23 protein-coding genes are annotated in these 24,359 nt (G+C 65.5%); 4 read left to right on the forward strand and 19 right to left on the reverse strand.

Annotated features, from left to right (window positions below):
- Positions 1 to 7: 7 nt before the first annotated feature.
- The 17 genes from H7A87_RS10030 to H7A87_RS10110 form a co-directional block, all read right to left on the reverse strand.
- Complete coding sequence (locus tag H7A87_RS10030; RefSeq protein WP_115677163.1) at positions 8 to 574, reverse strand: PilZ domain-containing protein; 567 nt, start codon at positions 572 to 574, stop codon at positions 8 to 10.
- Positions 574 to 867 carry a hypothetical protein gene (locus H7A87_RS10035; protein WP_115677197.1) on the reverse strand — a complete coding sequence of 98 codons (294 nt, stop codon included), beginning with the start codon at positions 865 to 867 and terminating at the stop codon, positions 574 to 576. The genes H7A87_RS10030 and H7A87_RS10035 overlap by 1 nt, the downstream gene beginning before the upstream one ends.
- Positions 868 to 875: 8 nt before the next feature.
- The gene (gene fliS / locus H7A87_RS10040) at positions 876 to 1,289 is read right to left on the reverse strand and encodes a flagellar export chaperone FliS (RefSeq protein ID WP_104537438.1); all 414 of its coding nucleotides are present in this window, start codon (positions 1,287 to 1,289) and stop codon (positions 876 to 878) included.
- Positions 1,290 to 1,439: 150 nt separating this feature from the next.
- Entirely contained in the window at positions 1,440 to 2,765 is a 1,326-nt protein-coding gene (gene fliD, locus H7A87_RS10045; protein WP_104582684.1) for a flagellar filament capping protein FliD, read from the reverse strand.
- 270 nt (positions 2,766 to 3,035) lie between these two features.
- Positions 3,036 to 4,235, reverse strand: coding sequence for a flagellin (locus tag H7A87_RS10050; RefSeq protein ID WP_104582683.1), 1,200 nt, complete (start codon positions 4,233 to 4,235; stop codon positions 3,036 to 3,038).
- 317 nt (positions 4,236 to 4,552) lie between these two features.
- A complete protein-coding gene (gene flgL, locus H7A87_RS10055) occupies positions 4,553 to 5,758 on the reverse strand; it encodes a flagellar hook-associated protein FlgL (RefSeq protein ID WP_115677162.1) in 1,206 nt (401 codons plus the stop codon).
- Complete coding sequence (flgK, locus tag H7A87_RS10060; RefSeq protein ID WP_119128782.1) at positions 5,758 to 7,632, reverse strand: flagellar hook-associated protein FlgK; 1,875 nt, start codon at positions 7,630 to 7,632, stop codon at positions 5,758 to 5,760. The genes flgL and flgK overlap by 1 nt, the downstream gene beginning before the upstream one ends.
- Before the next feature lie 11 nt (positions 7,633 to 7,643).
- On the reverse strand, positions 7,644 to 8,822 hold the full coding sequence (gene flgJ / locus H7A87_RS10065) for a flagellar assembly peptidoglycan hydrolase FlgJ (RefSeq protein WP_119128781.1): 1,179 nt from the start codon (positions 8,820 to 8,822) through the stop codon (positions 7,644 to 7,646).
- Position 8,823: 1 nt separating this feature from the next.
- Positions 8,824 to 9,942, reverse strand: a complete 1,119-nt coding sequence (locus tag H7A87_RS10070; protein ID WP_104582679.1) for a flagellar basal body P-ring protein FlgI — start codon at positions 9,940 to 9,942, stop codon at positions 8,824 to 8,826.
- A gap of 10 nt (positions 9,943 to 9,952) precedes the next feature.
- Complete coding sequence (gene flgH / locus H7A87_RS10075) at positions 9,953 to 10,645, reverse strand: flagellar basal body L-ring protein FlgH (RefSeq protein WP_104582678.1); 693 nt, start codon at positions 10,643 to 10,645, stop codon at positions 9,953 to 9,955.
- Positions 10,646 to 10,683: 38 nt separating this feature from the next.
- Positions 10,684 to 11,469 carry a flagellar basal-body rod protein FlgG gene (gene flgG, locus H7A87_RS10080; RefSeq protein WP_016901723.1) on the reverse strand — a complete coding sequence of 262 codons (786 nt, stop codon included), beginning with the start codon at positions 11,467 to 11,469 and terminating at the stop codon, positions 10,684 to 10,686.
- A gap of 787 nt (positions 11,470 to 12,256) precedes the next feature.
- Positions 12,257 to 13,012, reverse strand: coding sequence for a flagellar basal-body rod protein FlgF (flgF, locus tag H7A87_RS10085; RefSeq protein ID WP_005921307.1), 756 nt, complete (start codon positions 13,010 to 13,012; stop codon positions 12,257 to 12,259).
- Positions 13,013 to 13,156: 144 nt separating this feature from the next.
- Complete coding sequence (flgE, locus tag H7A87_RS10090) at positions 13,157 to 14,380, reverse strand: flagellar hook protein FlgE (protein WP_104582676.1); 1,224 nt, start codon at positions 14,378 to 14,380, stop codon at positions 13,157 to 13,159.
- Between the two features lie 31 nt (positions 14,381 to 14,411).
- Entirely contained in the window at positions 14,412 to 15,083 is a 672-nt protein-coding gene (locus H7A87_RS10095) for a flagellar hook capping FlgD N-terminal domain-containing protein (protein ID WP_104582675.1), read from the reverse strand.
- Positions 15,084 to 15,120: 37 nt separating this feature from the next.
- Positions 15,121 to 15,528, reverse strand: a complete 408-nt coding sequence (gene flgC / locus H7A87_RS10100) for a flagellar basal body rod protein FlgC (RefSeq protein WP_005914451.1) — start codon at positions 15,526 to 15,528, stop codon at positions 15,121 to 15,123.
- Between the two features lie 3 nt (positions 15,529 to 15,531).
- Positions 15,532 to 15,933 (reverse strand): flagellar basal body rod protein FlgB, encoded by a 402-nt coding sequence (flgB, locus tag H7A87_RS10105; protein ID WP_104533384.1) that lies wholly within the window; start codon positions 15,931 to 15,933, stop codon positions 15,532 to 15,534.
- A 360-nt stretch (positions 15,934 to 16,293) separates the two neighbouring features.
- The gene (locus tag H7A87_RS10110; RefSeq protein ID WP_104582674.1) at positions 16,294 to 17,238 is read right to left on the reverse strand and encodes a chemotaxis protein; all 945 of its coding nucleotides are present in this window, start codon (positions 17,236 to 17,238) and stop codon (positions 16,294 to 16,296) included.
- A 297-nt stretch (positions 17,239 to 17,535) separates the two neighbouring features.
- Here H7A87_RS10110 and flgA point away from each other — a divergent pair, with 297 nt between their 5' ends.
- The 4 genes from flgA to H7A87_RS10130 all read left to right on the forward strand — a co-directional run bounded on the left by flgA (position 17,536) and on the right by H7A87_RS10130 (position 20,286).
- Positions 17,536 to 18,180: a flagellar basal body P-ring formation chaperone FlgA gene (gene flgA / locus H7A87_RS10115; protein ID WP_104648710.1), complete on the forward strand. Its 645-nt coding sequence runs from the start codon at positions 17,536 to 17,538 to the stop codon at positions 18,178 to 18,180.
- A gap of 66 nt (positions 18,181 to 18,246) precedes the next feature.
- Positions 18,247 to 18,558, forward strand: coding sequence for a flagellar biosynthesis anti-sigma factor FlgM (flgM, locus tag H7A87_RS10120; protein WP_104582672.1), 312 nt, complete (start codon positions 18,247 to 18,249; stop codon positions 18,556 to 18,558).
- A 15-nt stretch (positions 18,559 to 18,573) separates the two neighbouring features.
- Complete coding sequence (locus tag H7A87_RS10125; RefSeq protein ID WP_024939614.1) at positions 18,574 to 18,906, forward strand: hypothetical protein; 333 nt, start codon at positions 18,574 to 18,576, stop codon at positions 18,904 to 18,906.
- Between the two features lie 153 nt (positions 18,907 to 19,059).
- Positions 19,060 to 20,286 (forward strand): ATP-binding protein, encoded by a 1,227-nt coding sequence (locus H7A87_RS10130; protein WP_104582670.1) that lies wholly within the window; start codon positions 19,060 to 19,062, stop codon positions 20,284 to 20,286.
- A gap of 145 nt (positions 20,287 to 20,431) precedes the next feature.
- Here the strand turns inward: H7A87_RS10130 and H7A87_RS10135 are convergent, their stop codons facing one another.
- Together H7A87_RS10135 and H7A87_RS10140 are read right to left on the reverse strand one after the other, a co-directional pair.
- Positions 20,432 to 22,153, reverse strand: a complete 1,722-nt coding sequence (locus H7A87_RS10135; RefSeq protein WP_039521514.1) for an EAL domain-containing protein — start codon at positions 22,151 to 22,153, stop codon at positions 20,432 to 20,434.
- Positions 22,154 to 22,156: 3 nt separating this feature from the next.
- On the reverse strand, positions 22,157 to 24,289 hold the full coding sequence (locus tag H7A87_RS10140; RefSeq protein ID WP_164739794.1) for a PAS domain S-box protein: 2,133 nt from the start codon (positions 24,287 to 24,289) through the stop codon (positions 22,157 to 22,159).
- Positions 24,290 to 24,359 lie beyond the last annotated feature (70 nt).

Below are 24,359 nucleotides of genomic sequence, written 5' to 3' on the forward strand. Positions count from 1 at the left end.
GGTGGTATCAGCGCTGGCGGCGGGCGTCGGCGATCTGACGGCGATGCAGACGGAACAGATGACGTTCCAGCGCCTCCTGCAAGCCTGGCGAAAGCGGCGCAAACCGCAGCCAAAGCCAATGGTCGTGACCATCACTTGCGCTTGCCAGCACCTCGGCAGGAAGCTGTACCAGTTCAGGAAGCCAGTCGGACGGTTGCAGGCAAACACTCCCCAACGTGCCCGGCGGATGGCTGCTTGCGCAGCTCAGGCGGATTCCGCGCACCGACCACTGCACGTTCGCCTGGATCAGTCCGCTGTCGCCCTGCTGCACCAGACGGCCGATCAGGGCCAGCATCAGGTCGAGCTTGGCGTCCATGCGCTGCACCAGCAGCGGCAGCTCGCCACGGTCTTCGCTGGTGTCTTCGCTGCGCAGGTCTTCCACCTGGCCCAGGCTGCGCAGCAGGGTTTCCGCAGCGCCGTGCGGGCCGGCATCGCTGCCGGCGCGGAAGCCGGCCGGCAGACGCACTTCGCAGCTGAGCGTGTCGGCGAACAGCGCGGCATCGGCCGATGGCGCGAGTGTGCCGAGCGGGGGCATCAGATCCGCCCGACCCGGGCGTAGGCGCGGCTGGCCGAGGAGGACGTCCGCTGCGCGCGGATCAGGTCCAGCAACTTGCGTCGGCGCTCGAGCATCATCCGCATCAGATCCTGCTGCATGGCCTGCAGCGCCTGCAGTGCTTCGCGGTCCTGGTCTAGGTCCGCCTGTTGCGCGTACTCGCGCAGGTGCAGATCGTGGGTGTCCAGCATGAACGGCATCACCTCGAATTCCTCCTGCGCCATGGCCAGGCGGATGTCGGCGATTTCGGCTTGAAGGCTCTGCGCGCTATGCATGGTCTGGCTCACGAAACGGCAGAAAGGCCGCGTTGATCGAGGGGGATGGAATTCCACGCCGAGTCGATTTCGCTGAGCAACTCCAGCGCTTCGGTCAACGCGGTTTCGTCGTTGTGCAGGTTGGCGGCAGTCAGCCGCTGCATCACGTAGTCGTAGAGCGCCGACAGGTTACCAGCGATCTCGCCACCGGCTTCGTGATCGAGCGAACCGTTCAAGTGACCGACGATCGCGCAGGCTTCGCCGATGGCCTTGCCCTTGCGCGCCTGGTCGCCCTGCGCCAGGCAGGCCTGGGCCAGGCGGATGCGCTGGCAGGCGCCGGCGAACAGCAGCGACACCAGCTTGTGCGGGTCGGCTTCGGTCACGCTGGTGGACACGCCGACCTTGCGGTATTGCTCGGCATACTGACGATTGGAACCGTACATGGATGACTCCTCAATGGGCTGACCTTCGCGGGTCCCGGAGCGCTGCGCTCGGGCGACGACGCTCCTGCCGGAAGGCAAGGCCGATATCACGATAGGCCCTTCTTGTATCGGCAAGACCATTGCGGGACTTGAGGATCGTGATCACGAAAATCAGCCTGTCAGCAGGCTGCTGAGCGAACTGGTGCTGCTCTGCAGCTTGCTGATCATGGTTTCCATCGCGGTGAACTGGGCGGTGTAGCGATCGCTGAGCTTGGTCATGCGCGCGTCGAGGTCGTCCAGGTCAGACTCGTAGCCCTTGATCTGCTTGTTCAGGCTGTCCGAGCGCATGGTCAGGGTACCGTCGTTGGCGTTGACGTTGCTGTCGAGCAGCTTGGTCATGGCCGAGCCGAACTTGCTGTCCTTGCCGAACACCTCGGCGGCGGCACCACCGTCCTCGGCGATGGCGGTATCGAACTTGCCGCCATCGAAGCTCATCACGCCATCCTTGTCGATGGTCAGGCCGAGCCCCTTGAGTTCGATGAGGTTGCCGCTGACCTGGCCGCGCAGCTGCTGCTGCAGGCCGCGCACCAGCGAGTCGCCGGTGAGTGCCGCGGCCGTCTTGGTGGTGGCGTCGTAGGCGCTGCTCTTGGCCAGCAAGGTGTTGGCGGTGTTGTAGGCGGCGGCGTACGCAGTCAGATTGGCCTTGAGGCTGCTGGTGTCGGCCGCAACGCCCAACGTGACCTTGGTGCCTTCGGCGGCCTTGGTGAGGTTGAGCACCACCCCCGGCACGATGTCGGTGACGGTGTTGGAGCTGGAGGTGCGTTCGAAGCCGTCCACGCGCACCAGCGCATCGGTTGCGGCCACGGACTGGGTCAGGCCGCCGCTGACGCCGGGGCCGTAGGTGAGGCTGCTCAGGCTCGGGTCGCTGGCACTGACGGTCAGCGCGCCCTTGGTCCCGGAGTCGACCGCGTTGAACACCAGGTGCTGGCCGTCGTTGGCGGTCACCACGCTGGCGTTGACGCCCTTGCCGCCGGCCGCCTTGTTGATGGCCGCAGCGATGTCGGTGAGCTTGTCGGTGCCGCTGATGTCAACGGTGATCTTCTTGTCGCCATACCCGATCGTCAGCGTGCCGCTGCCGACAGTGGCATCGGCGACGAACGCGCCAGAGGCGAGCTTCTGCGCGCTGGCCAGCGAGACCACTTCCACCGAATAGTTGCCCGGCGCGGCCGAGCTGGTGGTGGTGGCGGTGAAGCCGGCATCGGTGGGCACCGTTGCCTTGTAGGCATTGGTGTCGGCGCTGCTGATGACCTTGTCCAGCGCAGACTTGAGCGTGGTCATGCTGCTCTTGATCTGGCTGATCGCCGACAGCTGCGTCGTCGCAGCGGCTCCGGCCTTGTTGATGCGCGCCTGCTCCGGGTCTTTCTGCCGGGAAACCAAGGTGGACACCACGGTGGGGATGTCCAGACCGGAGCCGGAAGTGCTGATCACCGATGCCATGTTGCATTCCTCGTCTGGGCGTCCAAGCAAGGATGGACGCATGGGATTACGAGACGGGTATCGGCCGCCTCGGCGAGGACTTTAGCGGCGGCGAGCCCGTCTCGCTCACGAGGTTGGGTGATGCAATTTCCATGCCGGCGATGCGTCAAGAAACCCGCGCCAGAAACCCGTGCTGCGCGATCGTGTCGAATCCCTGCGGCTGTAAATATCTGCGACCACAAAAAAGCCCCTCCGGAGAGGGGCTTTGGACTTGCTGCGACGCGCTGCCGATTACTGCAGCAGGCTCAGCACGTTCTGCGGAACCGACTTGGCCTGGGCCAGCATCGCGGTACCGGCCTGCTGCAGGATCTGCGTGCGGGTCAGCTCGGCGGTTTCCTTGGCGTAGTCGGTGTCGCGGATACGGCTACGCGAGGCCGACAGGTTTTCCGAGGTTGCGCTCAGGTTGGCGATGGTGGAGGTGAAGCGGTTCTGCACCGCACCCATGTCGGCGCGCGAGGAGTTGACCGCGGTCAGCGCCTTGTCGACGATTTCCAGGGCCTTCTGTGCGCCGGAGAACGTGGAGATGTCCAGGGTGCTCAGGGTCGAAGCGGTGGAGCCGGAAGCGGCCGAGGCGGTGGTGATGCCGGCGCCGACGGTGATGCCTGCGGCGCTGGAGGTACCGGCGGTCAGCGAGGTGAAGTCCTGGCCAGCCTTCAGCGATTCGATCTGCACCGTACCGTCGGTCTTGATCGAGGCGTACATGCCGGTCTGGTCGAGCTTGTCGTTGATCGCGGCAGCCACCTTCTTGTTGACGTCGGCAGCGCTCTCGCCGACGCCGACCTTGACGTCCGCGATGGTGACGCTCTTGGCTGCACCGCTGGCGTCCTTGAACGACAGGCTCATGCCGCTGATCGAGCCCGATGCGGTGGAGGTGCCGGTCACGCCAGCGCCGGAAACGGCGGCAGCGAAGTTGGCCTTGCCCAGCGAATCGACGTTGGCGTCGACGATGCTGTTGATGCCGATGGTCTGGCCGGCGTCGGCGCCGACCTGGAACAGCGCGCCGGAGAAGTCGCCGTTCAACAGCTTGGTGCCGTTGAAGTTGGTCTGGTTGGCGACGCGGTCGATTTCGGCGGTGAGCTGCTTGACTTCGGAGTTCAGCGCGTCACGGTCGGTCGGCGAGTTGGTGGCGTTGGACGACTGCACCGACAGCTCGCGGATACGCTGCAGGTTGCTGCCGATTTCGACCATCGCGCCTTCGGCGGTCTGGGCCAGCGAGATACCGTCGTTGGCGTTGCGCGAGGCAACGTCTAGGCCGCGGATCTGCGTGGTGAAGCGCTCGGAGATCGCCAGACCTGCGGCGTCGTCCTTGGCGCTGTTGATGCGCAGACCCGAGGACAGACGCTGGATGCTCGTCGACATGCTCGCGCTGCTGGTGTTGAGGTTACGCTGAGCGTTCAGCGACATTACGTTGGTGTTGATTACCTGTGCCATTTTGATTTCTCCTAAGCGATTTTTCCGGCAAGGGGGACTTGCCCGGAGCCTCCGCAGGGGGGCCATCAAGTTGGCCGTTGCCGCTGCTGAGATGAATAACGGCGTTGCGTCGGGAACCTTTAGCGAAATCCAGTGTTTTTTTGCTGTCTTTCTGCTGCAGGACGAAATACGGAAGCGTTGTGTAGCAAGGGGTTTGGTTTATTCGGCAGCACCCCGTCGATCTTTAGCGTTGGTATAACTTTTGACGAATAAACTCCGTCGGCCTGCGCAGGTGCGCGCGCGCAGGCGTGCAGAAAATGTGGGTTTTCTGCGGAAAATCAGCGGATCAGGTTAAACAACGACGACGACTGCATCTGCTGAAAAATCGTTTGGGCGGCCTGCAACGAGGCCTTCTCCAGTTCGTATTGCCCGAGCGCCGAGGCGAAATCCAGGTCGCGGATCGACGACAGGGTGGTCTTGAGGGTGACCTCGTTGGATTCGAGCAGCGAGTTGGCGTTATCGATCGCCGACAGCTGCGCGCCGCCGGAGGCGCGCGCATCGATCATCTTCGACGAGGCCTGTGCGATGTCGCGCATCGACGACTGCAGCGTGTTGATCATCGCCGCCTTCTGCGGCGGGGTCTGGGTGTCGGAATTGAGCGCGCCGACCAGGTCGTCGATGGTGGAGAACACGTCCTTGGTGGTGGAGGCGCCGATCTGGAAACTGTCGCCCACCGCCGGTGCACCGCTGATGCGCATGCGCACACCGGCCGCGTTGATGTCTTCGCCATCCTTGTAGGTGCCGGTCCCGACCACCGTATTGGTGCTGTCGCGCACCTCGTAGGTGTCTGCGGCGGTGAACTGCACGCTGTAGCTGCCGCCGTTCCAGCTGCCGGTGCTGGCATCACGGCTGAAATCCAGCAGCAGGCCGGTGCCGGTATTGGCGTTGTCGGGGTGCGCATCCACGGTGCCGTCGCCGGTGCGGATACGCATGAAGATTTCGCTGCCGGGCAGGGTGTCGCTGACAAAGGTGTCCGGCGCCACCTCGACCTGTTTCTGGGTCTGGTCGCCGTTGTAGGTGACGCCGCCATTGCTCTTGATGAACGGTGCGCTGCCATCGGCGCTGCCGCCGAACAGATAGCGCCCGGTGCCGTCGGTGCTGTTGGCCAGGCTGACCATGCTGTCGCGCAGCGCGGTCAGTTCCGAGGCGATCGCCTTGCGGTCGTCGGGGCTGAGCGAGGAATTGTTGGCCTGCACCGCCAATTCGGTGACGCGCGCCATTTTGTCGCCGGCCTGCGACAGGGCGTTTTCCTGCAGGCCGAGCCGGTTCTGCACGTTGTTGGCGTTTTCGCCAAAGCGCGTGATCGCCGCCAGCGCGCGATCCAGGCCGACCGCGGTGCCGGCGGCGACCGGGTCGTCCTTGGCGGTGACCAGGCGCTGCCCGCTGGCGAGCTGGGCCTGGATCTGGCTCAGCCGGGACTGCTTGGCCGTCATCGACGACACCGACTGGCTGTACATCATGCTGGTGGAGATACGGTCGGTCATCAGCGTACGGCGCCCAGGATGGCTTGGAAGATGGTGTCGGCGGTGGAAATCATCTGTGCGGCGGCCTGGTAGGCCTGCTGCAGCTTCAGCATGTTGGCGGCTTCCTCATCGAGGTTGACGCCGGAAATCGAGTCGCGGCTGGCCTGCGCCTGGTCGTTGATGACCTTCTGCGCATCCGAGGCGTAGCTGGCCGCGCGCGCAGCCGAGCCGACCGAGGTGGTCAGGCCCGACAGCGCGCCGTTGAGCGTGACCGTGCCGCCGCTGAGCGCCTTGGCGTCGTCGATCTTGGCCAGCAGCTTGACGTTGCCGTTGTCGCTGGAACCGGCGCCGGTGGGGCCGACCCCGAAGGTGTCGCCGGCCTTGGGCGCGCCGTCCAGGGCAAAGCTCCAGCCATTGGCGCTGATGGTCTGGCCGGCGGTGTAGGCGAACGGGCCGCTGCCATCGATGGTGTACTGGTTGGCGTCGATGAACTCCACCGAGGCCGGGGTCAGCAGCGCCGGGTTCTGCGCGTTGGTGACCTTGACGTCGCTGATCTTGCCGGTGCCCAGGTTGGCGAGCGTGGCGGTCGCCTTGACCGGGGTGGCCGCGGCAATCCGCGAGGGGTCGGTGATGGCCACCGACAGGCTGCCGGCCAGCCCCGCGGTGGGCTGCAGCAGGAACTTGTCGCCGTTGGCCGGCGTGCCGCCCACCACCAGGCTGACGCCATTGAGCACCAGCGGATTGGCCGGGGTGCCGGCGCCGCTGATCGGCACCGCCGACCCGGTGCTGGCATTGGTGGCCTTCCATGCACTGCCGTCGAAGCTGAGCGTGACGTTCTGCCCATCCACCGCCGACATGTTGCTGAAGCTGGCGCTCAGCGACGCGCTGCCGGTATTGCTGGGATTGGCGGCAGTGGTGGGCGTGCCGATGTTGAAGAAGTTGCCGCCCATCGCGCCGTACAGGTCCATGCCTTGCGCGTGACCGGCGTTGAAGGTGCTGGCCATGCCCACGGCCAGGCGACCGAGTTCGGCCTGGGTCGGTTCCAGCACGCTGGTCCGGAACTCCAGCAGGCCGCCGATCTGCCCGCCCAGCGAGCTGGTGCTGAGGCTGACATTCTGGCCCTGGGTCTGCATCGCCACCTGCAGCTTGGTCGGCTGATACGGGTCGGCGACGGTGGTCAGCTTGGACGAGGTGGTTCCCACCACCAGGGCCTGGCCGCCGGCGGTGAAAACGTTCATGAAGCCGCCGTCCTGCATCACCGCGGTGCCGCCGGTGTAGCCGACCAGCTTGGACACCAGCGCATCGCGCTGGTCGAGCATGTCGGGCGAGGCGCTGTCGATGCTGCTGCCGATGGTGCCGTTGATCTTGGCGATCTGCTGGGTCAGGCGATTGACTTCGTCCACCGAGGAGGTCAGGCCGCTGTTGACCTCGTTGCTGAGGCTGTCCATCTGCCCGTTGAGCTGCTTGAAACGCGTGGCCAGTGAGTTGCCGCTGTCGAGCATGCTCTGCCGCTCGGCCGTGGACGAGGCATTGGACGACACCGCGCTGGTGGAATCGAAGAAGTTCGACCACAGCCCGGCCACATTGGTGGCGGTGTTGGAGTACAGGCTGTCGACGCGGTTGGACAGCGAGGACAGCTGCTGCAGCCGCGAGAGCTCGCCGCCGCTGTCCAGCAGGCGCGAGGTGGCCAGCTGGTCGGCCACCCGGCTGACGTCGGTGATCTTGGCGCCATTGCCCACGAACGCGTAGCCCATGTCGGTAGGCGTGCGCGTTGCAAATTCCACACGTTGGCGGCTGTAGCCTTCGGTATTGATGTTGGCGACGTTATGGCTAACGGTCGACAACGCCCGTTGGAAGGCGATCAGCGCACTGGTCCCGGTGGACATGATGGACATGGGCGTTTACCTCAACGACGGATGGTGCCGAGCCCGGCAGGCTCGGCGGTGCTGGCATAGCGGTTGGACAGGTCGGCCGCCGCGTTGCCGATCGCGGCTACCGCACGGTCGATGGTCGGACCGTTGGCGATCGCCGCGATCTTGGCTGCGTAGCCCGGATCGGTGGCGTATCCAGCCTGTTGCAAGCCGCGTGCAAAACCCTTGATATCGGTGCCAGCCTGCAGCGCGGGCTGGTAACGACTGTTGTTCTTCAGCAGCCGCACGTAGTCGGCAAAGCTTTCCTCGGCCGAGCCGTAGGCACGGAAATCGGCGGTTTCGGTGGTTTTGACGCCATTGACGTATTCGTGGGTGCCGGTGGTGACCTTGTCGCCGCTCCAGCCGGTGGCCTTGATGCCGAACAGGTTGTTGGAGCTGCCGGCATTGCCGATACCGCGCCGGCCCCAGCCGGTTTCCAGCGCTGCCTGCGCCACCAGTGCACGCGGATCCACGCCTAGTTCGCGCGCGGCCTTCTGCGCATGCGTCCAGATCTTGGCCACGAAGCCTTCCGGGGTGCGCTCGCCCAGGCTGGCAGCGGCGCTGCTCGCCGCGCTCGCATTGACCGCGGCGTTGGCATCGGCGGCGTCGCTGGCGGCCACGTCGGCCCAGCGATCGTTGGCCGAGGGCCAGCTCAGTGCGGCCGCATCGTCGCTGCCGGCTTCGCTGCTGCCGGTACGCCCGGCGATCAGATCCAGCACCTGGCTCATGCCGATGCCGCCCAGGCCGCCTGCGCCGATGCCTGCCGCGCTGCCAATGCCTGCACCGACGCTGCCCGCAGCCCCATCACGGGCCGGCAGCGGCAACGAGGCGTCGCGCTTGCCGGCCACCAGCGCATAGGCCTTGGCGGCATCGGCGGTGCTGAGCGAGGTATTCAACGCCGGGCCACCGGTGTCGCCGCTCAGCTGCTTGGAGATCATCGCCGACAGGCCCAGCCCCTTGCCGTCGGTCAGCGACTTGGCCATCTGCTGGTCGTACATCTCGCGGAACATCTGGTTTTCGCCCGGAAACATCGGGTCGCCGGAGCTCGCATCGCGCATGCTCTTGACCAGCATCTGCGCGAACTGTCCTTCGAGCTGACGTGAGACCTTGTCGATCTTGGCGGGATCGGCCTTGGTGCTCGGGTTGAGATCAATGGGCGAGGCTGCGATACGCATGTCAGATCACCTCCAGCTCCGCCGTGAGCGCACCGGCTTGCTTGAGCGCTTCCAGGATGGCCACCAGGTCGCCGGGAGCGGCGCCCACTTCGTTGACCGCGCGTACGATCTGATCGAGCGTGGTGCCGCCTTCGAACTTGAACATGCGGCTGCCTTCGGAGGTGGCCGTGATCGTCGATTGCGGGGTCACCGCGGTGCGGCCGCCGCTGAAGGCGCCCGGCTGGCTGACATTGGTGTTCTCGCTGATGGTCACGGTGAGCGAGCCATGCGCGATCGCCGCCGGCATCACCCGCACCAGCTGGCCGATCACCACCGTGCCGGTGCGTGCGTTGACCACCACCTTGGCTGGTGCATCGCCCGGAGAGAGTTCGACATTTTCCAGCCGCGCCAGCAGGCCGATACGCGCGCCGGGATCGGTCGGCGAGCGCACTGCCACGGTCACGCCGTCCACCGCACGTGCGGTCCCGGCACCGAAGCTGCTGTCGATCGCCGCGACCATGCGCGAGACGGTGGTGAAATCGTTCTGGTGCAGGTTGAGGGTGATCTCGCCGCTGCCGGCAAACACATCCGGCAAGGCGCGTTCGACGGTGGCGCCGTTGGGGATGCGACCGACGCTGGGAATGTTGACCGACACCCGCGAGCCGTCCTTGCCCTGCGCGCCGAAGCCACCGACCACCAGGTTGCCCTGCGCCATCGCGTAGACCTGGCCGTCGGCGCCTTTCAGCGGTGCCATCAGCAGCGAGCCGCCACGCAGCGACACCGCGTTGGCGATCGAGGACACGGTGATGTCGATCGGCTGGCCGGGCTTGGCGAACGGCGGCAGTTCGGCATGGATGGCCACGGCGGCGACGTTCTTCAGCTGCGGATTGACGTTCGCCGGAACATTGACGCCCAGCTCGCCGAGCAGGTTCTTCAGGCTCTGCACGGTGAAGGGCGCCTGGCTGGTGCGGTCGCCGCTGCCGTCCAGGCCGACCACCAGGCCGTAACCGACCAGCGCGTTGCCGCGCACGCCGCCGACCTGGGCAAGATCCTTGATGCGCTCGGCCGAGGCCGGCGCGGCGATCGCGCAGACCGCCACAGCGGCAGCCAGCAGACGGAAGGGCAGGGAAGACAGATTCATGGTCGCAGGCTCAGTAGGGCGACAGACGGGAATTGAAGAAGCGGCTCAGCCAGCCCATCGCGTTGGACTGCGCGATCGCGCCGCGGCCGCCGTAGGCGATGCGGGCGTCGGCCACCTTGCTCGAAGGCACGGTGTTGTCCGGGCCGATGTCGGCGGCGCGCACGATGCCCTGTACCTGCACCAGTTCGTCGCCCTGGGTCAGGCGCAGGTTCTTCTGCCCCTGGATCACCAGATTGCCGTTGGGCAGGCGCTGCATCACGGTGACGGTCACGCTGCCCTGCATGCGGTTGCTCTGCGCGGTGTTGCCCTTGCCGGCAAACGTGCGGTCGCCGCTGGTGGAGTTGCGCAGCACATCGGTGCCGTTGACGGTGAGCGGAACGCCGAGCAGCGTGGGCGTGCTCATGTCCACGGTGTCGGCCTTGCTGACGCTGGTGTTGGCGGTGGACGAGGCAGTGGTGCTTTCCACCAGGTTCACCGTCAGCAGATCGCCGACATCGCGGGCGCGGCGGTCACCGTACAGATTCAGGCTCGGGCCGGCGGCATAGATCGCTCCGGCGGTGGGCTGCGCCACCGGCGCGACCACCGGCACGATCGGCGCCAGTTCGGCGAACGGCCGCACATCGCCGGCCGCCACGCAGCCGCCCAGCAGCGCGCTGCAGGCGATGGCGAGGCACAGGGAGGAAAGGGAAGGCAGGCGTGACATGGCGTGGATTCCTGAGAGGGCAGCGACCGGCGGGCCGATCAGACGTTGTTGTTCAAGTAGCCGAGCATCGAGTCGGTGGTGGAGATCGCCTTGGCATTCATTTCATAGGCGCGCTGGGTCTCGATCATGCTCACCAGCTCTTCCACCGTATTGACGTTGCTGCCTTCCAGCGCGCCCTGCACGGTGTTGCCCAGGCCGTTGAGGCCAGGGGTGCCGTTCTGCGCGGGGCCGGAGGCGGTGGTCTCGACGAACAGGTTCTCGCCCTTGGACTGCAGGCCCGAGGGATTGATGAAGTCTGTCAGCGTCAACGCACCGATTTCCTGCGCGGCGGCCTGGCCGGCCAGCGTCACGCTGATGGTGCCGTCGTTGCCGATGGTCAGCGACTGCGCGCCTTCGGGGATCTGGATGCCCGGCTGCAGCGGGTAGCCGCTGTTGGTGACCAGCTCGCCCTGCGCATTGATCTGGAAGGTGCCGTCGCGGGTATAGGCCGAGGTGCCGTCAGGCATCTGCACTTCGAAGAAGCCGCGGCCGTTGACCATCACGTCGAGCGCGCGGCCGGTCTGCTGCTGGCTGCCCTGGTCGAAGCCCTTGAAGGTGGAGACCACCCGCACGCCGGTACCCAGCTGCAGGCCGGTCGGCAGCTGCGTCTGCGCGGAGGTGGAGCCGCCCGGCGCACGCACCTGTTGATACAACAGGTCTTCGAACGCCGCACGATCGCGCTTGAAGCCGGTGGTATTGGTATTGGCCAGGTTGTTGGAAATGACCGACATGCGCGTCTGCTGCGCATCCAGTCCGGTTTTGGCGACCCACAAAGCCTGATTCATGACCCGATTCCTCGTTAGACCCGGGGATGTGTTCCGGGTACGGCTGGGTAGATGCACGAGGCGTGCCAAACCCGCGCCGGATTTTTGCCGGCTGTGCGCTGGATCACGCGAAGCGGGCGCGACGGCCTGCGCGGGGCAGGCTGGCGGCGGACAGGCAGCGGCTAGGCCGAAGCGGTGGAAGCCTGCGCGGCAGATCAGGCGCGCTAGATCGGTCGCCGGTCAGCGATGTGCTCGGCGACGTGTGAACCCTTGGCGCTGCGTGCGGAAGGGTTCTCGGGATTTGCCGGCTTGCATTGCGACGCAGTCAACAGGCTGGTTGGTCGAGCGCGCGGTGGCCTCACCGCTCGCGGGACACGCCGTGAACCCATCCCTGGGGGCTCGGTGGCGGCATCCATGCCGCCACACGGTCCCGCAATCGGCGAGGCCACCGCCCCAGAGAGTGAGTCGGTGGTCGTGTGAAAAGCTGCTTGTTGCTCGGGTTGAATCGGGAAGCGGATCGGAAGCGATGCGATCCAAGCAACACACCGCATGCTCTGCTCGCAATCCTGCGTACCGACTATCTCGCCTGGTCCTTGCCCGCCCACCGTCGCGGGACCTTACGCGGCATGGATGCCGCGCAAGAGCCTACAGGGATGTACTTGCGGCGTGTCCTGCGAGGGTGGGCGGGCAAGGGCCCTGCAGCCAAGTCACAAACCAGCCGCTCTGCAGCGAACCCAGGCGGCCGCCATCCAGGTGCTCGCCAGCGCGGCAAACCGACCGGCGCTGCGGCAGTGGGCGTCAGTGGCGCTTAGCCGCTGACCCGCAGCAGCGAATTGGCCGATTGCGCGTTGTCGTCGCCGTTCTTGATGATCTTGACCTGCATTTCGAACTGGCGCTGCAGCTGGATCATCTCCACCAGTGCGCCGGCGGCATCCACGTTGCTGCCCTCCAGCATGCCGCTGTTGATGGTCTTGCCGGTGGCCACCGCAAACGCCTGCGCCGGATCGGTGCTGGTGTTGCGCATCAGCCCGTCCGGGCGCCGCGTCAAACGGTCGGCGGGGGCGTCGACCACCTTCATCTTGCCGACGATGGCCATGGTCTGCGGGCCTTCGCCCTGTGGAATGATCGAGATGCTGCCGTCGCTGCCGATCTCCATCGCCTGGTGCGGCGGGATCGTCATCGGATTGCCGCCCTCATCCAGCACCGCATGGCCATTGGCGGTGACCAGCTGGCCATTGGCAGTGAGCGCCAGCTCGCCGTTGCGGGTGTAGGCCTCGCTGCCGTCGGGCGACTGCACCGCCAGCCAGCGGTCCTGCTGCAGCGACACGTCCAGCGGGTTGCCGGTGACCTTCTGGTGGCCCTGGCTGCGGTCGAAGCCCTGGTCCACATGCAGCGCATCGATCCGCGACGGATAACCCTTGCCCTGGATCTTGAACGCCTCGGTATTGGCCAGCGCAGCCTTGAACCCCACCGTATCGACGTTAGCGAGATTGTGCGACACGGTGCCCTGCGCCTGCAGGGAGGCGCGGGCGCCGGTCATCGCAACGTAGAGAGCTTTGTCCATGAGGCACCGGGAATCGGGAATGGAGAATCGGGAATCGCAAAAGCGGGATTGCGGGGGGCTGGGGAGTAGGGGGCAAGGCGGGCATCCGATACACGCAATGCCAGCTCTTACGATTCCCTATTCCCCAATCCCCATTCCCAGCCGTTAACGAATATTGATGATCGTCTGGGTGACCTGATCCTGGGTCGAGATCATCTGCGAGTTGGCCTGGAAGTTGCGCTGGGCCACGATCATGTTCACCAGCTGCTCGGTCAGGTCCACCGTGGAGGATTCCAGCGAGCCGGATTCGATCTGGCCCAGGTCCGAGGTGTCCGGTGCGCCGGTGCGGGCGGCGCCGGAGGTGTAGCTTTCGGCCCACATGTTGTTGCCCTGCGACTGCAGGCCCTGCGGATTGACGAAGCTGCTCAGCGCGACCTGGCCCAGCGGCTTGTCGGCACCGTTGGAATAACGGGCGAACACCACACCACTGGTGTCGATGCTGATCTCGTTGAGCTTGCCGCTGGCATAGCCGTCCTGGCGGGTGTCGCGCAGCGCGAAGGCCTCGCCGTACTGGGTCGAGCCGCTGACGTTGAGCTGCATGCTCAGCACGCCGGCGCCGGTGCTCGGGGTGAACGGGTCCATCGTGATGATGCCGTTGGCCGGGGTGGTCAGTGCGCCGGTATCGGAGAACTGCAGCGTGGTCGGCGCGCCGACTGCAGCGCCGTCCACGTAGTTGTGCACCTGCCATTCGTTCGGGTTGGCGGTCTTGACGAAGTAGGAGGTCTGCACATGGCTGACGCCCAGCGAATCGTAGACGTTGATGCCGCCGGTGGAGTGGCTGTAGGTCTTGTCGTCGGCCGGGCTGAACGGAGTCACCACCGGCGCGGTGGCGTTGCCGGGCAGGGTGAAGGCCAGGTTGACCGTGGAGGTCGACTTGGGCGGGCTGTCGGTGGTCAGCAGCTGCAGGTCCGACAGGCGACCGACGTCGAAGCCGTTGCCGCTCGGGTTGGGGGCGAAGACCTGCAGGCGCGCGCCCTGTGGATTGATCACATAGCCGTTGGCATCGGTCTGGAAGTTGCCGGCACGGGTATACATCTTGGCGCCGTTGGAGGACACGGTGAAAAAGCCTTCGCCGGAGACCGCCAGATCCAGGCTGCGCCCGGTCGGATCGATGTTGCCCTGCGAGAACTGCTGCGCCACATTGCTGACGCGCACGCCCGAACCCACCGCATTGCGCGACAGGCCGTAGCTGGTGCTCTGGAACATGTCGGCAAACTCGGCGCGCGATTCCTTGAATCCGGTCGTGTTGACGTTGGCGATGTTGTTGGAGGTGACGTTCAGATCGGCATTGGCTGCGTTGATGCCGGACAACGAGGTATTGAAAGCCATGGATGAGGTCCTTTGAGTGTCGGTTGCCGGCTCAGCTGACGCGGAGCACGTTGGCGAGCGGGGAAGTGCCTAGCCCGGTCAGGTTGAGATACAGGCCGTCCGAGCCGATCGTGACGCTGTCCACCGGTGCGTCGACATAGGTGGACAACTTGCTTTTGGCACCGGCGGTGTCGGTCTGGGTGGCGGTCACGCCGTACTTGCCGGCGGCCATGCGGTTGCCGTTGGCATCGGTGCCGTCCCAGGCGAACGACACCTCGCCGGCGGCGCTGGCCGGCACGCTGAGCTGTTTGACGAACGCGCCGTTGGCATCGGTGATTTCGAAATTGACGGTGCCGGCCGAGGTTGCCGCAACCACGCCCTTGGCCGAGTTGGTGGCATCGATGGCCAGTTGCGCGGAAGGCACCAGCACGTTGTGCCCGACCAGCGAGGCGCCCTTCAGCACCTGATCGCTGCTCTGTGCTGCAGAGAAGCTGCTGACCTTGGTATTGAGGTCACCAATGCCCTGCACGGTGGAGAACTGCGCCAACTGGCCCAGAAACGCGCTGTTTTCCATCGGTTTGAGCGGGTCCTGGTGCTGCAGCTGCTCGGTCATCAACTTGAGGAAGTCGGCCTGGCCGAGCGATTCCTCCTTCTTCTTGGTCGCTGTGGCGCTGCTGGAGGTCAGCCCGAGGCTGGTGTAGAGGTCACTACCGATCGTGCTCATGTGAAAAGGTCCGTAAGGGAAGGGTCAGCTAGGCGGGTCAGCGACCCATGGTCAGGGTGGCGAGCGCCAGTTCCTTGGCGGTGTTGAGCATTTCCACGCCGGCCTGGTAGTTGCGCGAGGCCGAGATCATGTTGACCATCTGCGAGACCGGATCCACGTCGGGCGAGAACACGTAGCCGTCGGCATCGGCCAGCGGATGGCCGGGCTCGTAGCGACGGATCGGCGGCGCGTTGGTGGTGGTGATCTCCTTGACGTTCACCGAGGTCAGGCTGGGGTCCTGGCGACTTTGCTGGGCCTGGAAGATCGGCTCGATCGGCTTGTAGGTCGCCTCGGCCGAGCCGGCGACCGAGTCCGCATTGGCCAGGTTGGAGGCGATGGTGCTCAGGCGGACCGACTGCGCATGCAGCGCCGAGCCGGCCACATCGAAGATGGGAAGATTGCTCATGACTTATTGGCCGGTGATCGCGGTGAGCATCGAGCGCACCTTGGATTCGAGGAAGCTCAGCGAGGCGCGGTATTCCAGCGCGGCGCGGCCGTAGGCAGCACGTTCGGCATCGGGATCGACGGTATTGCCGTCCAGGCTGGGCTGATCGGATTCGCGGGTGATCTGGAACGGGTTGAGCCCGCCGCTGCTGCCGATCTCGAAATGCTTGGCGTCGGTGGTCTGCAGCAGGGTGCCGTCGCGCACGCCTTCGGCCGATTTCAGCGCGGCTTCGAAGTCCATGTCCTTGGCTTTGTAGCCAGGGGTGTCCACATTGCTCAGGTTGCTGGCAATGAGCTTCATGCGCTGCTCGCGCAGCGGCAGGGCATCGCCGTGGATGCCTAGAAAGGACGAGATGGAATTGGACACGGTGCTCTCCCGCGAAGTGTTGCCAGGGAGAAAGCAATGTTTGTGCCAATCGGGGTGGTGCGGGTCAGAGAACTCGGAGACTTATCGGCGCCGCCGACGAACGGCAGCTTGGCCGTCCGGGATACAGGGTGGACCTGTGTCCGTCGCAGAGTTGGCTCACTCAGGTGCGCCAGGCCGGAAGGCCCGGCATGACCCTGAGCGCTGCCCGGCGTCGGGGGTGTCACTTCAAGTCGGGGGTGTCATTTCAACAGGTGTCGACCCACCGACCCCAACCGGGCGATCTTCCATCACGCCGCACCTTTGCAGCGCGGCGCTCATCGCTATTGTCGGCTCCGACCTGGCCGCCGCTTTGTGGCCTGCTCAGGCCGCTTCGGCGACCACTTTCAGGCGGGCCAGCACGTAATCGGCCAGTTCGTGCGCGCTGTACTTGGCCACGAAGGCGTTGGCGCCGACCTGTTCGACCATGGCGTTGTTGAACACGCCCGACAAGGAGGTGTGCAGCAGCACGTACAGGCCCTGCAACCCCGGCGTGCGCCGGATTTCCGTCGTCAGCGTGTAGCCGTCCATGGCCGGCATCTCGATGTCGGAGATGACCATCGCATAGCGGTCGGCCGGATTCTCGCCTGATGCAGCCACCTGCAAGAGGTGGTCCAGCGCCTGGCGACCGTCGGACAACAAGGTCGCCGCCACGCCGAGCTGGTCGAGCACGCTGCGGATCTGCTGACGCGCCACGCGCGAGTCGTCCACCACCAGCACCTGGAACTGCCGGTCATAGGCGACCAGCTGCAGCGAAGGATCCAGCTGCACGTCCTTGCTGACCTTGGCGATGTCGGCCAGCACGCTCTCCACGTCGATGACCTGGATCAGCTCGCCCTGGAACCGCGTCACCGCCGTCAAATAAGTGGCTTCGGCGCCCAGCTCCGGCGGCGGATGGATATCTTCCACCGCGATATTGACGATGCGCTCCACGCCGCTGACCAGAAAGCCCTGGACCGAGCGGTTGAATTCGGCCACCACCAGGTAGCCGGGGCCGTTCTCCGAGTGCGCATCGCGCTCCGGGTGGCCGATCGCCAGGCCCAGGTCCAGCACCGGTACCGAGCGCCCGCGCACATCGGCCACGCCGGCGAACTCGGTCGGCAGGCCGGGCACCTGGAACAACTCCGGGCGGCGCAGCACTTCCTGCACCTTGAAGACATTCACGCCAAAAAGCTGGCGCCCGCCCAGCCGGAACAGCAGCAGGGCCAGTCGGTTGTGGCCAGCCAGACGCGTGCGCTGGTCGATGCGGTTGAGCAGATCGTGGGTCATGGGGCAGATATCGACAGCGCCCTCGGAAAACTTGAGCGGTTTCAGCTTGGCGTGGGGCGCTGTCGGGAATCGGGAGTCGGGAATGGGGAATCGCAAAAGCGGAGGGCTTTTTGCAGCCAGCCCGAGGCGAAGGGCCGTGGTGTGACGTACCTACGGTGTTCACTAAGGAAATCGCACATCAGCAGCGAAGACCGATCAAGGCTCAGCCCCCGACCGATTCCCCATTCCCGATTCCCGATTCAAAAAACAGGCACGCCACTTGCACTGCCTATTCCGTCTTCCTCCGGATCTGGTCCCATGCGCCTGCTCCTGCTTGTCATCTTGTTGGCTGCCGCTCCGGCCTGGGCCCAGAGCTATCAGTCTGTCGATTCCATCCGCGCTGCGGCACTGGCCACCGTTGGCCCGGATGCCGAGGCCGAGGCCACGCTCGATCCGGGCTTGCGCATGCCGGCCTGTCCGATTGCGCTGCAGGCGCAGCCGACCGGCACCAATACGGTGGAAGTGGCCTGTCCGCAGCCGGCTGGCTGGCGCCTGTTCGTGCCGCTGAAGGTGCGCCGCAATCAGGACGTGTTGGTATTGCGCCGCGGCATCAGCGCTGGAGAAGTCATTTCGCTGGCCGATATCAGTATCGAGAAGCGTGACGCCGCACGCATCGTCGGCGCGGTGCTGGCCGATCCGGTGGCTGCGGTGGGCAAGAGCGCCCGCCGCATCCTGCCGGCCGGCTCGCTGCTCTCGGCCAACGATCTGGTCACCCAGCGGCTGGTCCGGCGCGGCGACACGGTCCCGCTGGTGTCGCGCAACGGCGGTCTGGAGGTGCGCATGAGCGGTCGCGCGCTGTCCGATGCCGGTGAGAACGAGCGTGTGTCGGTGGAAAATTCCTCGTCGCGCCGCGTGGTGCAGGGGATTGTCGAAGCGAGCGGGACCGTTTTGGTCTCCAGATAGAAATTCGCTATAAAGTTTTTTTTTGGCATGCCGTTATCCCCTACGACCTGTAGAGGAGTTCCTGACATGACACAGAAAATCGAAGGCAATCTACCGACCGCTGCCACCCTTCGCACCGCGGCCACGAGTAGCAAGATCGCTTCGGCCGGTGAAGACCGCGCGTCCCCGATCGCCGCATTGCCGCCGACCGACAGCGTCAAGCTGACCGGTGAGGCGACCAACCTGCAGAACTTGCAGCGCACGCTGTCGCAGTCCTCGGCGATCGACACCGGTCGCGTCCAGGCCGTGAAGGATGCGTTGCAGAACGGCAGCTATTCCATCAATCCGGATGCCATCGCCAGCCGCATGATGGATCTGAATCAGCAACTGGCGGGTTAATTCCCGACCCAAAGGATGAATGTGAACGAGTTCCTGCAACGTCTCAGCGATGCGCTGGCCGGCGAACGCCAGGCATTACTCGAGAACGACATCGATGGGTTGATGCGGCACACGCAGGACAAGCTGTCGGCGCTGCGCGCGCTGGAAGCGGCCATGCCCCAGGGCGAAGAAGAGCGGCTGCGCGAACTGGCCGAAGCCAACCGCGCCAACGGCGCGCTGCTGGCACGCCGGCGTCGCGAGGTGAACTGGGCGTTGCGTCATCTGGGCCGCACCGAGAGTGCGCCGTCCTACGATGCCAAGGGTCAGTCGAGCGTGCTGCGCGGCGGTCGTTCGCTGGCCGTGGCCTGACGCGCCGCAGCGTGCCCGAGCGCACGCACAGGCCGCGCCGGCGGCGTGGTGGTGCAGCCTTGACGGGCCCGATGTGCAGGAGCGTGGCGCCGCGCAATACGGGGCCTGGGCGGTTCGGCGTATATTGAAGCGTCCTCTACGCCGCCCTGTCCCGTGACTGCCAAGTTTTTTCTCAATCAAGCCTTATTACCGTCCTCGGCCATGCTGCGCGCTTTCGGCGACCAGATGCTTGAGGGTGTGTTGCTGTTCCGCGCAGACGGGCAGCTGATCCTGGCCAACGCCATCGCACGCCAGAGCCTGTGCAGGGAAGATCCCGCCGACGACCGCAATCTCGGCGAGCGGATCTCGCAGGTGCTGCCATCGGATGCGCTGAATCAGGCGCGCAGCAAGGGCAGCTGGACCGGCAGCCTGCCGGTTGCCGATCGCGTGGTCATTGCGCATCTGTACTACAACGAAGAACAGGGCGTCGGGCACTTTCTGGCGTTGTTCCACAACATCGAAGGCCAGCAGGATTACGAGCGCGAGCTGCAGCAGCGCCACGCCGAACTGCGCCAGGCCTATCTGCGTCTGAACGGTGCCCAGGACAAGCTGCTGCAATCGGAGAAGATGGCCTCCATCGGCCAGCTGGCCGCCGGCGTGGCGCACGAAATCAACAACCCGATCGGTTACGTGCACTCCAATCTGGGCAGCCTGCAGGAATACCTGCGCAGCCTGTTCACGCTGATCGAAGCCTACGAGCGCGCGCTGCAGGCGCCGGATCCGAAGGCGTTGATCCCGGAGATCGACGAGATCCGCAACCGCGCCGACATCGACTTCATCAGCCGCGACCTGCCGCAGTTGATGGCCGAGTCGCGCGAAGGCATCGAGCGGGTCACCCGCATCGTGCGCGACCTCAAGGACTTCTCGTATTCGGACCGTTCCGAGTCGTGGAAGATGGTCGACCTGCATGCCGGGCTCGAATCCACGATCAACATCATCTGGAACGAGCTCAAATACAAGGTGACGCTGGAGCGCAACTACGCCGAGCTGCCGTTGGTGGAATGCCTGCCGTCCGAGCTCAACCAGGTCTACATGAACATGCTGCTCAACGCCGGCCAGGCAATCGTCGAGCGCGGCACGATCACCGTCACCACCGGCCGCGACGAGGCCGAAAACGTCTGGATCCAGTTCCAGGACAGCGGCGCCGGCATCGCCCCGGACCTGCTGCAACGCATCTTCGACCCGTTCTTCACCACCAAGCCGGTCGGCAGCGGCACCGGCCTGGGCCTGTCGATTTCCTACGGCATCATCAACAAGCACCACGGCCGCATCGATGTCGAAAGCGTCCCGGGGCAGGGCGCCAGTTTCAGGATCGTATTGCCGGTGCGGCAGCCGCGGTAGTGCTGCGCGCCGGGAATCGGGAGTGGGGAATCGGGAATCGGTAGAGCGGGGTTTGCTTGTGATTTGCGCTTGACGCGGGCGGTGAAAATCTTGGGAAACGTGCAGAGCCAGTGCGCTGCCGTACCGATTCCCCACTCCCGATTCCCTATTCCCGGCCGTTACGCAGCTCATCGTGCGTCCGGAAGGCCTGGCGAATGTGCTCGCGCAGCTCGTCGTCGTTCCAGGGCTTGGTCAGGAAGCGGTAGATCGCGCCGCGGTTGATCGCTTCGGTGACGGTGGCCAGGTCGGTATAGCCGGACAGCACCAGGCGCACGGTGTCGGGGTAGAGCATCTTGACCCTGCCCAGGAACTCGGTGCCGCTCATGTCGCTCATGCGCTGGTCCGACAGGATCACCTGCACGTCGTTGGTGGCGAGCAGGTCGAAGGCATCGCGCACGTTGCCGGCGGCCAGGATGCGGTAACCGTCGCGGCGGAACAGCCGCACCAGCGAGCGCAACACGTTTTCTTCGTCGTCCAGCAGCAGCAGCGTACGGTCTGGGCGGCTTTCGGCGAACGATTCCGGGCGCAGATAGCGGCGGCGTAGCGCCATGCCGGCCGACTCGGCCGACATCGGTTCGCCAAACAGATAACCCTGGAAGATGTCGCAATCGTTGCGACGCAAAAAGCCCAGTTGCGCCTGCGATTCCACGCCATTGGCGATCACCGTCATACCCAACTGATGACCCATCGCGATGATCGCGCGCGCGATCGCCGCCTCGCGGCTGCCGGCCGGCGCGCTCTTGATGAAGCTGCGGTCGATCTTCAGCCGGTCCACCGGATAGCGCACCAGCGCACTCAGGCTGGAATCGCCGGTACCGAAGTTGTCCAGGCTCAGGCTGATGCCTTCGTTGCGCAGGTTGGCCATCGTCTCGTGGACGAAGTTGACGTTGTTGGTCAACGCGCTTTCGTTGATCTCCAGCGTCACGAACTGCGCCGGCACGCCGGCGGTCTGCAGCATCGCCATCACTTCGTTGAAGAAGCCCGGCCGCAGCAACTGCAGCGTGGACACGTTCACCGCGATGCTGAAATCGTCGAAGCCCTGGTCGCGCCAGAGCCGCGCCTGACGCACCGCGTTCTGCAGCACCCATTCGCCGATCTGCACGATCACGCCCAGGCGCTCGGCGGTGCGCATGAAGCGTTCCGGCACCAGCATGCCCAGGGTGGGCGATTGCCAGCGCAACAGCGCCTCCATGCCGACGATGCGGCCATCGCGCGCGCTCACCAGCGGCTGGTAGCGCAGGCGCAGTTCGCCATGCGGGATCGCATCGACGATCTGGCGCGCAATGATGCTTTCGCTATGCGCGTTGGTGGTCGAGTTGCGGGTATACAGCCGCACCGTATTGCCGCCTTCGCGTGCGGCCTGGTAGCTGGCTTCCTCGGCGTAGTCGAGCAGGATCGACAGCGAGGTGGAGTGTTCCGGGCACAGGCTGATGCCGACCTTGCCGGTCATGAACAAGGTGTACGGCAGCACCGACAACGGCAGTTCCAGTTGCTGGCGGATCTCTTCGGCAAAATCTTCCGGCAGCGGGGTGTCTTCGCGCCGCACCGCCACCACCACCATCTCATCGCTGCCGTGGCGCCACAACTTGCCACGCGCGCCGAGGAAGTCCTGCAGCCGGCGCGCGACCAGCGTCAGCGCCTGATCGCCGACCTCGGCGCTCATGTTCTCGTTGATCGAGGCGAAGTGGTCGATATCGATATGGAACACCATCAACGGCGGACCGCCGGAGGCGGCAGCGTCCACCAGATGCAGCAGTTCGGGATTGCCCGCGCCCAGGCGGGTGGGCTTGACGATTTCCAGGCCGGGCGGGATTACGGGGCTCCACATGACTTAACGTCCACCATCGTCGTGGACGGACTCGCCGACCGGGTGATAGGGCAGGCGCAACGTCACGCGCGTGCCTGCTCCGGGGGCTGATTCTATCGCGAGCGCACCGCCGACGGTTTGCGCACGCTCACGCATCACGATCAGCCCGAGCCCGCGCGGGCCTTCCGGTTCGAAGCCATCGCCGTCATCGCTGACTTCCAGGCGAAAGCTCTCGCTGTCGATCGAGTGCAGGCGCATGCGCACTTCGCCCGCGCAGGCGTGCCGCAGCGCATTGGTCAGGCTTTCCTGCGCAATCCGGAAACATGCTTGCTCGATCTCGTTGCCCGGCCGCACGTCCAGTGCCTGGATGTCCAGCTCCAAGCGCACCGGCGATGCGCGAAACAACATCGAGGCCTGCCAACGCAAGGCCGCTTCCAGACCCAGCGCATCCAGCTGCGGCGGACGCAACAGCATCGACAGGTTGCGCAGCTTGGTCACGGTGCTGTCGGCCAGCGACACCACTTCCAGCAGGTCCTCGCGGCGCGCGTCCGGGTCCGGTTCGTCCAGTGCGGCATGAGCGGACAGCTTCATCGCGGTGATGGCCTGGCCGATGTCGTCATGCAGGTCGCGCGAGATCGCGCGGCGTTCGTCCTCCTGCAGCGAGAACAGGCGCTTGGCCATCGCCTGCAACTCGGCGTTGCTCTCGGCCAGCGCATCGCGCATGCGTTCGGGTTCGCTCAGGTCGCGCACCACCAGCAACTTGCAGCTGCGTCCGCCATAGCGGATGTCACCGGCCGACAGCCCGGCATAGAAGGTGCTGCCATCGCGACGGCGCATCGCCCGTGCGCTGGACACCGGCTCGTTGCGATCGCTGCCCGCGCGCAGGTACTCGCGCACCACCGGCAGGTCGCTGTCGCTCACCAGGGTCTGCAGCGGTTCGCCCAGGATGGTTTCGCCCTGGAAACCGAACTGCACCGACCCGGCGGCATTGGCATACATCACGTGCTCGTCGGCCAGGATCAGCACGCCATCTGGCAGCACCCTGACCAGCTCGCGGAACTGCTCCTCACGCTCGCGCAGCAACCGGCGCGACTGCTCGCGTTCGCTGACGTCCTGCAGCGTGCCGTGGATATGCCGGGTGCCGTTCGGGCTGGCCACGCTTTCGGCACGCAGATGGACGGTGCGCGGCTGCGAGTCGCCGCCGGTCAGCGGTAGCAGCACATCGATCTGCACTTCGCCGCCGGTGCACATGTCCTCGATCATGCGTTCGATCCGCGTCTGGGTGGCGGTGTCCGATGCGGTCAACAGCTCTTCCAGCCGGTGGTCGCGCCGATGCATCGGCACGCTGCGGCCGAGCAGGCGATACACCGCCGGCGAGTAGCGTCCCAACCCGGTCGCGCAATCCAGCTGCCACGAGCCCAGCCGCGCGATGCCTTGCGCTTCTTCCAGCCGCTGCAGCGCCTCGTCGCGCAAATGCTGCGCCTGGCGTTCTTCGCTACGGTCCACGGTGACCACCAGGCGGGCGGGGCCGCTGGCGAGATGCAGCTGGTTGCTGCGGATCTCGACATGGCGCGAGCCGCTGCGGGTCAGCAGATCCTCGTGCAAGGTGCAGGTGGCGTCGCCCTTGGCGCGGATCTGGGTGATGATTTCCTCCAGGCGCGCGCCATCGGCGTTGGGCCAGATCGCCTGCAGCGTCTGCTGCAGAAATTCGTCGCGTTCCCAGCCGAAGAACTCCAGCGCCGCCGGGTTGGCATCCAGGATGCGCAGCGTGGCCAGGTCGTAGACCAGGGCCGGGCTGGGCAAGGCCAGGAACTTGGCCTGCAGCACTGCCTCCGACTGCGCCAGTTGTGCGTGCTCTTCCACGATCAGCGCCACGAAACGGCGCAGCACCAGATGGATCACCACGCTGGACAGCAGCAGAAAGCTCGCGTCCGACCAGCGCTCCGGCATGGCGGCGCCGGCCAGGTGCAGCAGCCGGTTGCCCAGCAGCAGCCAGATCACGCCGACCAGCAAATACAGCCCGGTCAAGGTCCACAGACCTTGCTGCAGGCGCTCGGCGAGGCGAAGACGGGACACGGGAGCGGACGAAAACGCGGGCGCGGCGACAGGATGGGGCATGGGTCCGCGGACGACCTTTGGTGCTGGCGATGCAACCATCTTAGCCGCAACTCGGCCCGGTTCGGTCGAGCCCGAAACACGCGCCTCAACTAATCCAGGAAACGGCCGT

Origin of the sequence: Xanthomonas sp. CPBF 426, from assembly GCF_903989465.1 — a bacterium.
Classification (GTDB): Bacteria; Pseudomonadota; Gammaproteobacteria; order Xanthomonadales; family Xanthomonadaceae; genus Xanthomonas; species Xanthomonas euroxanthea.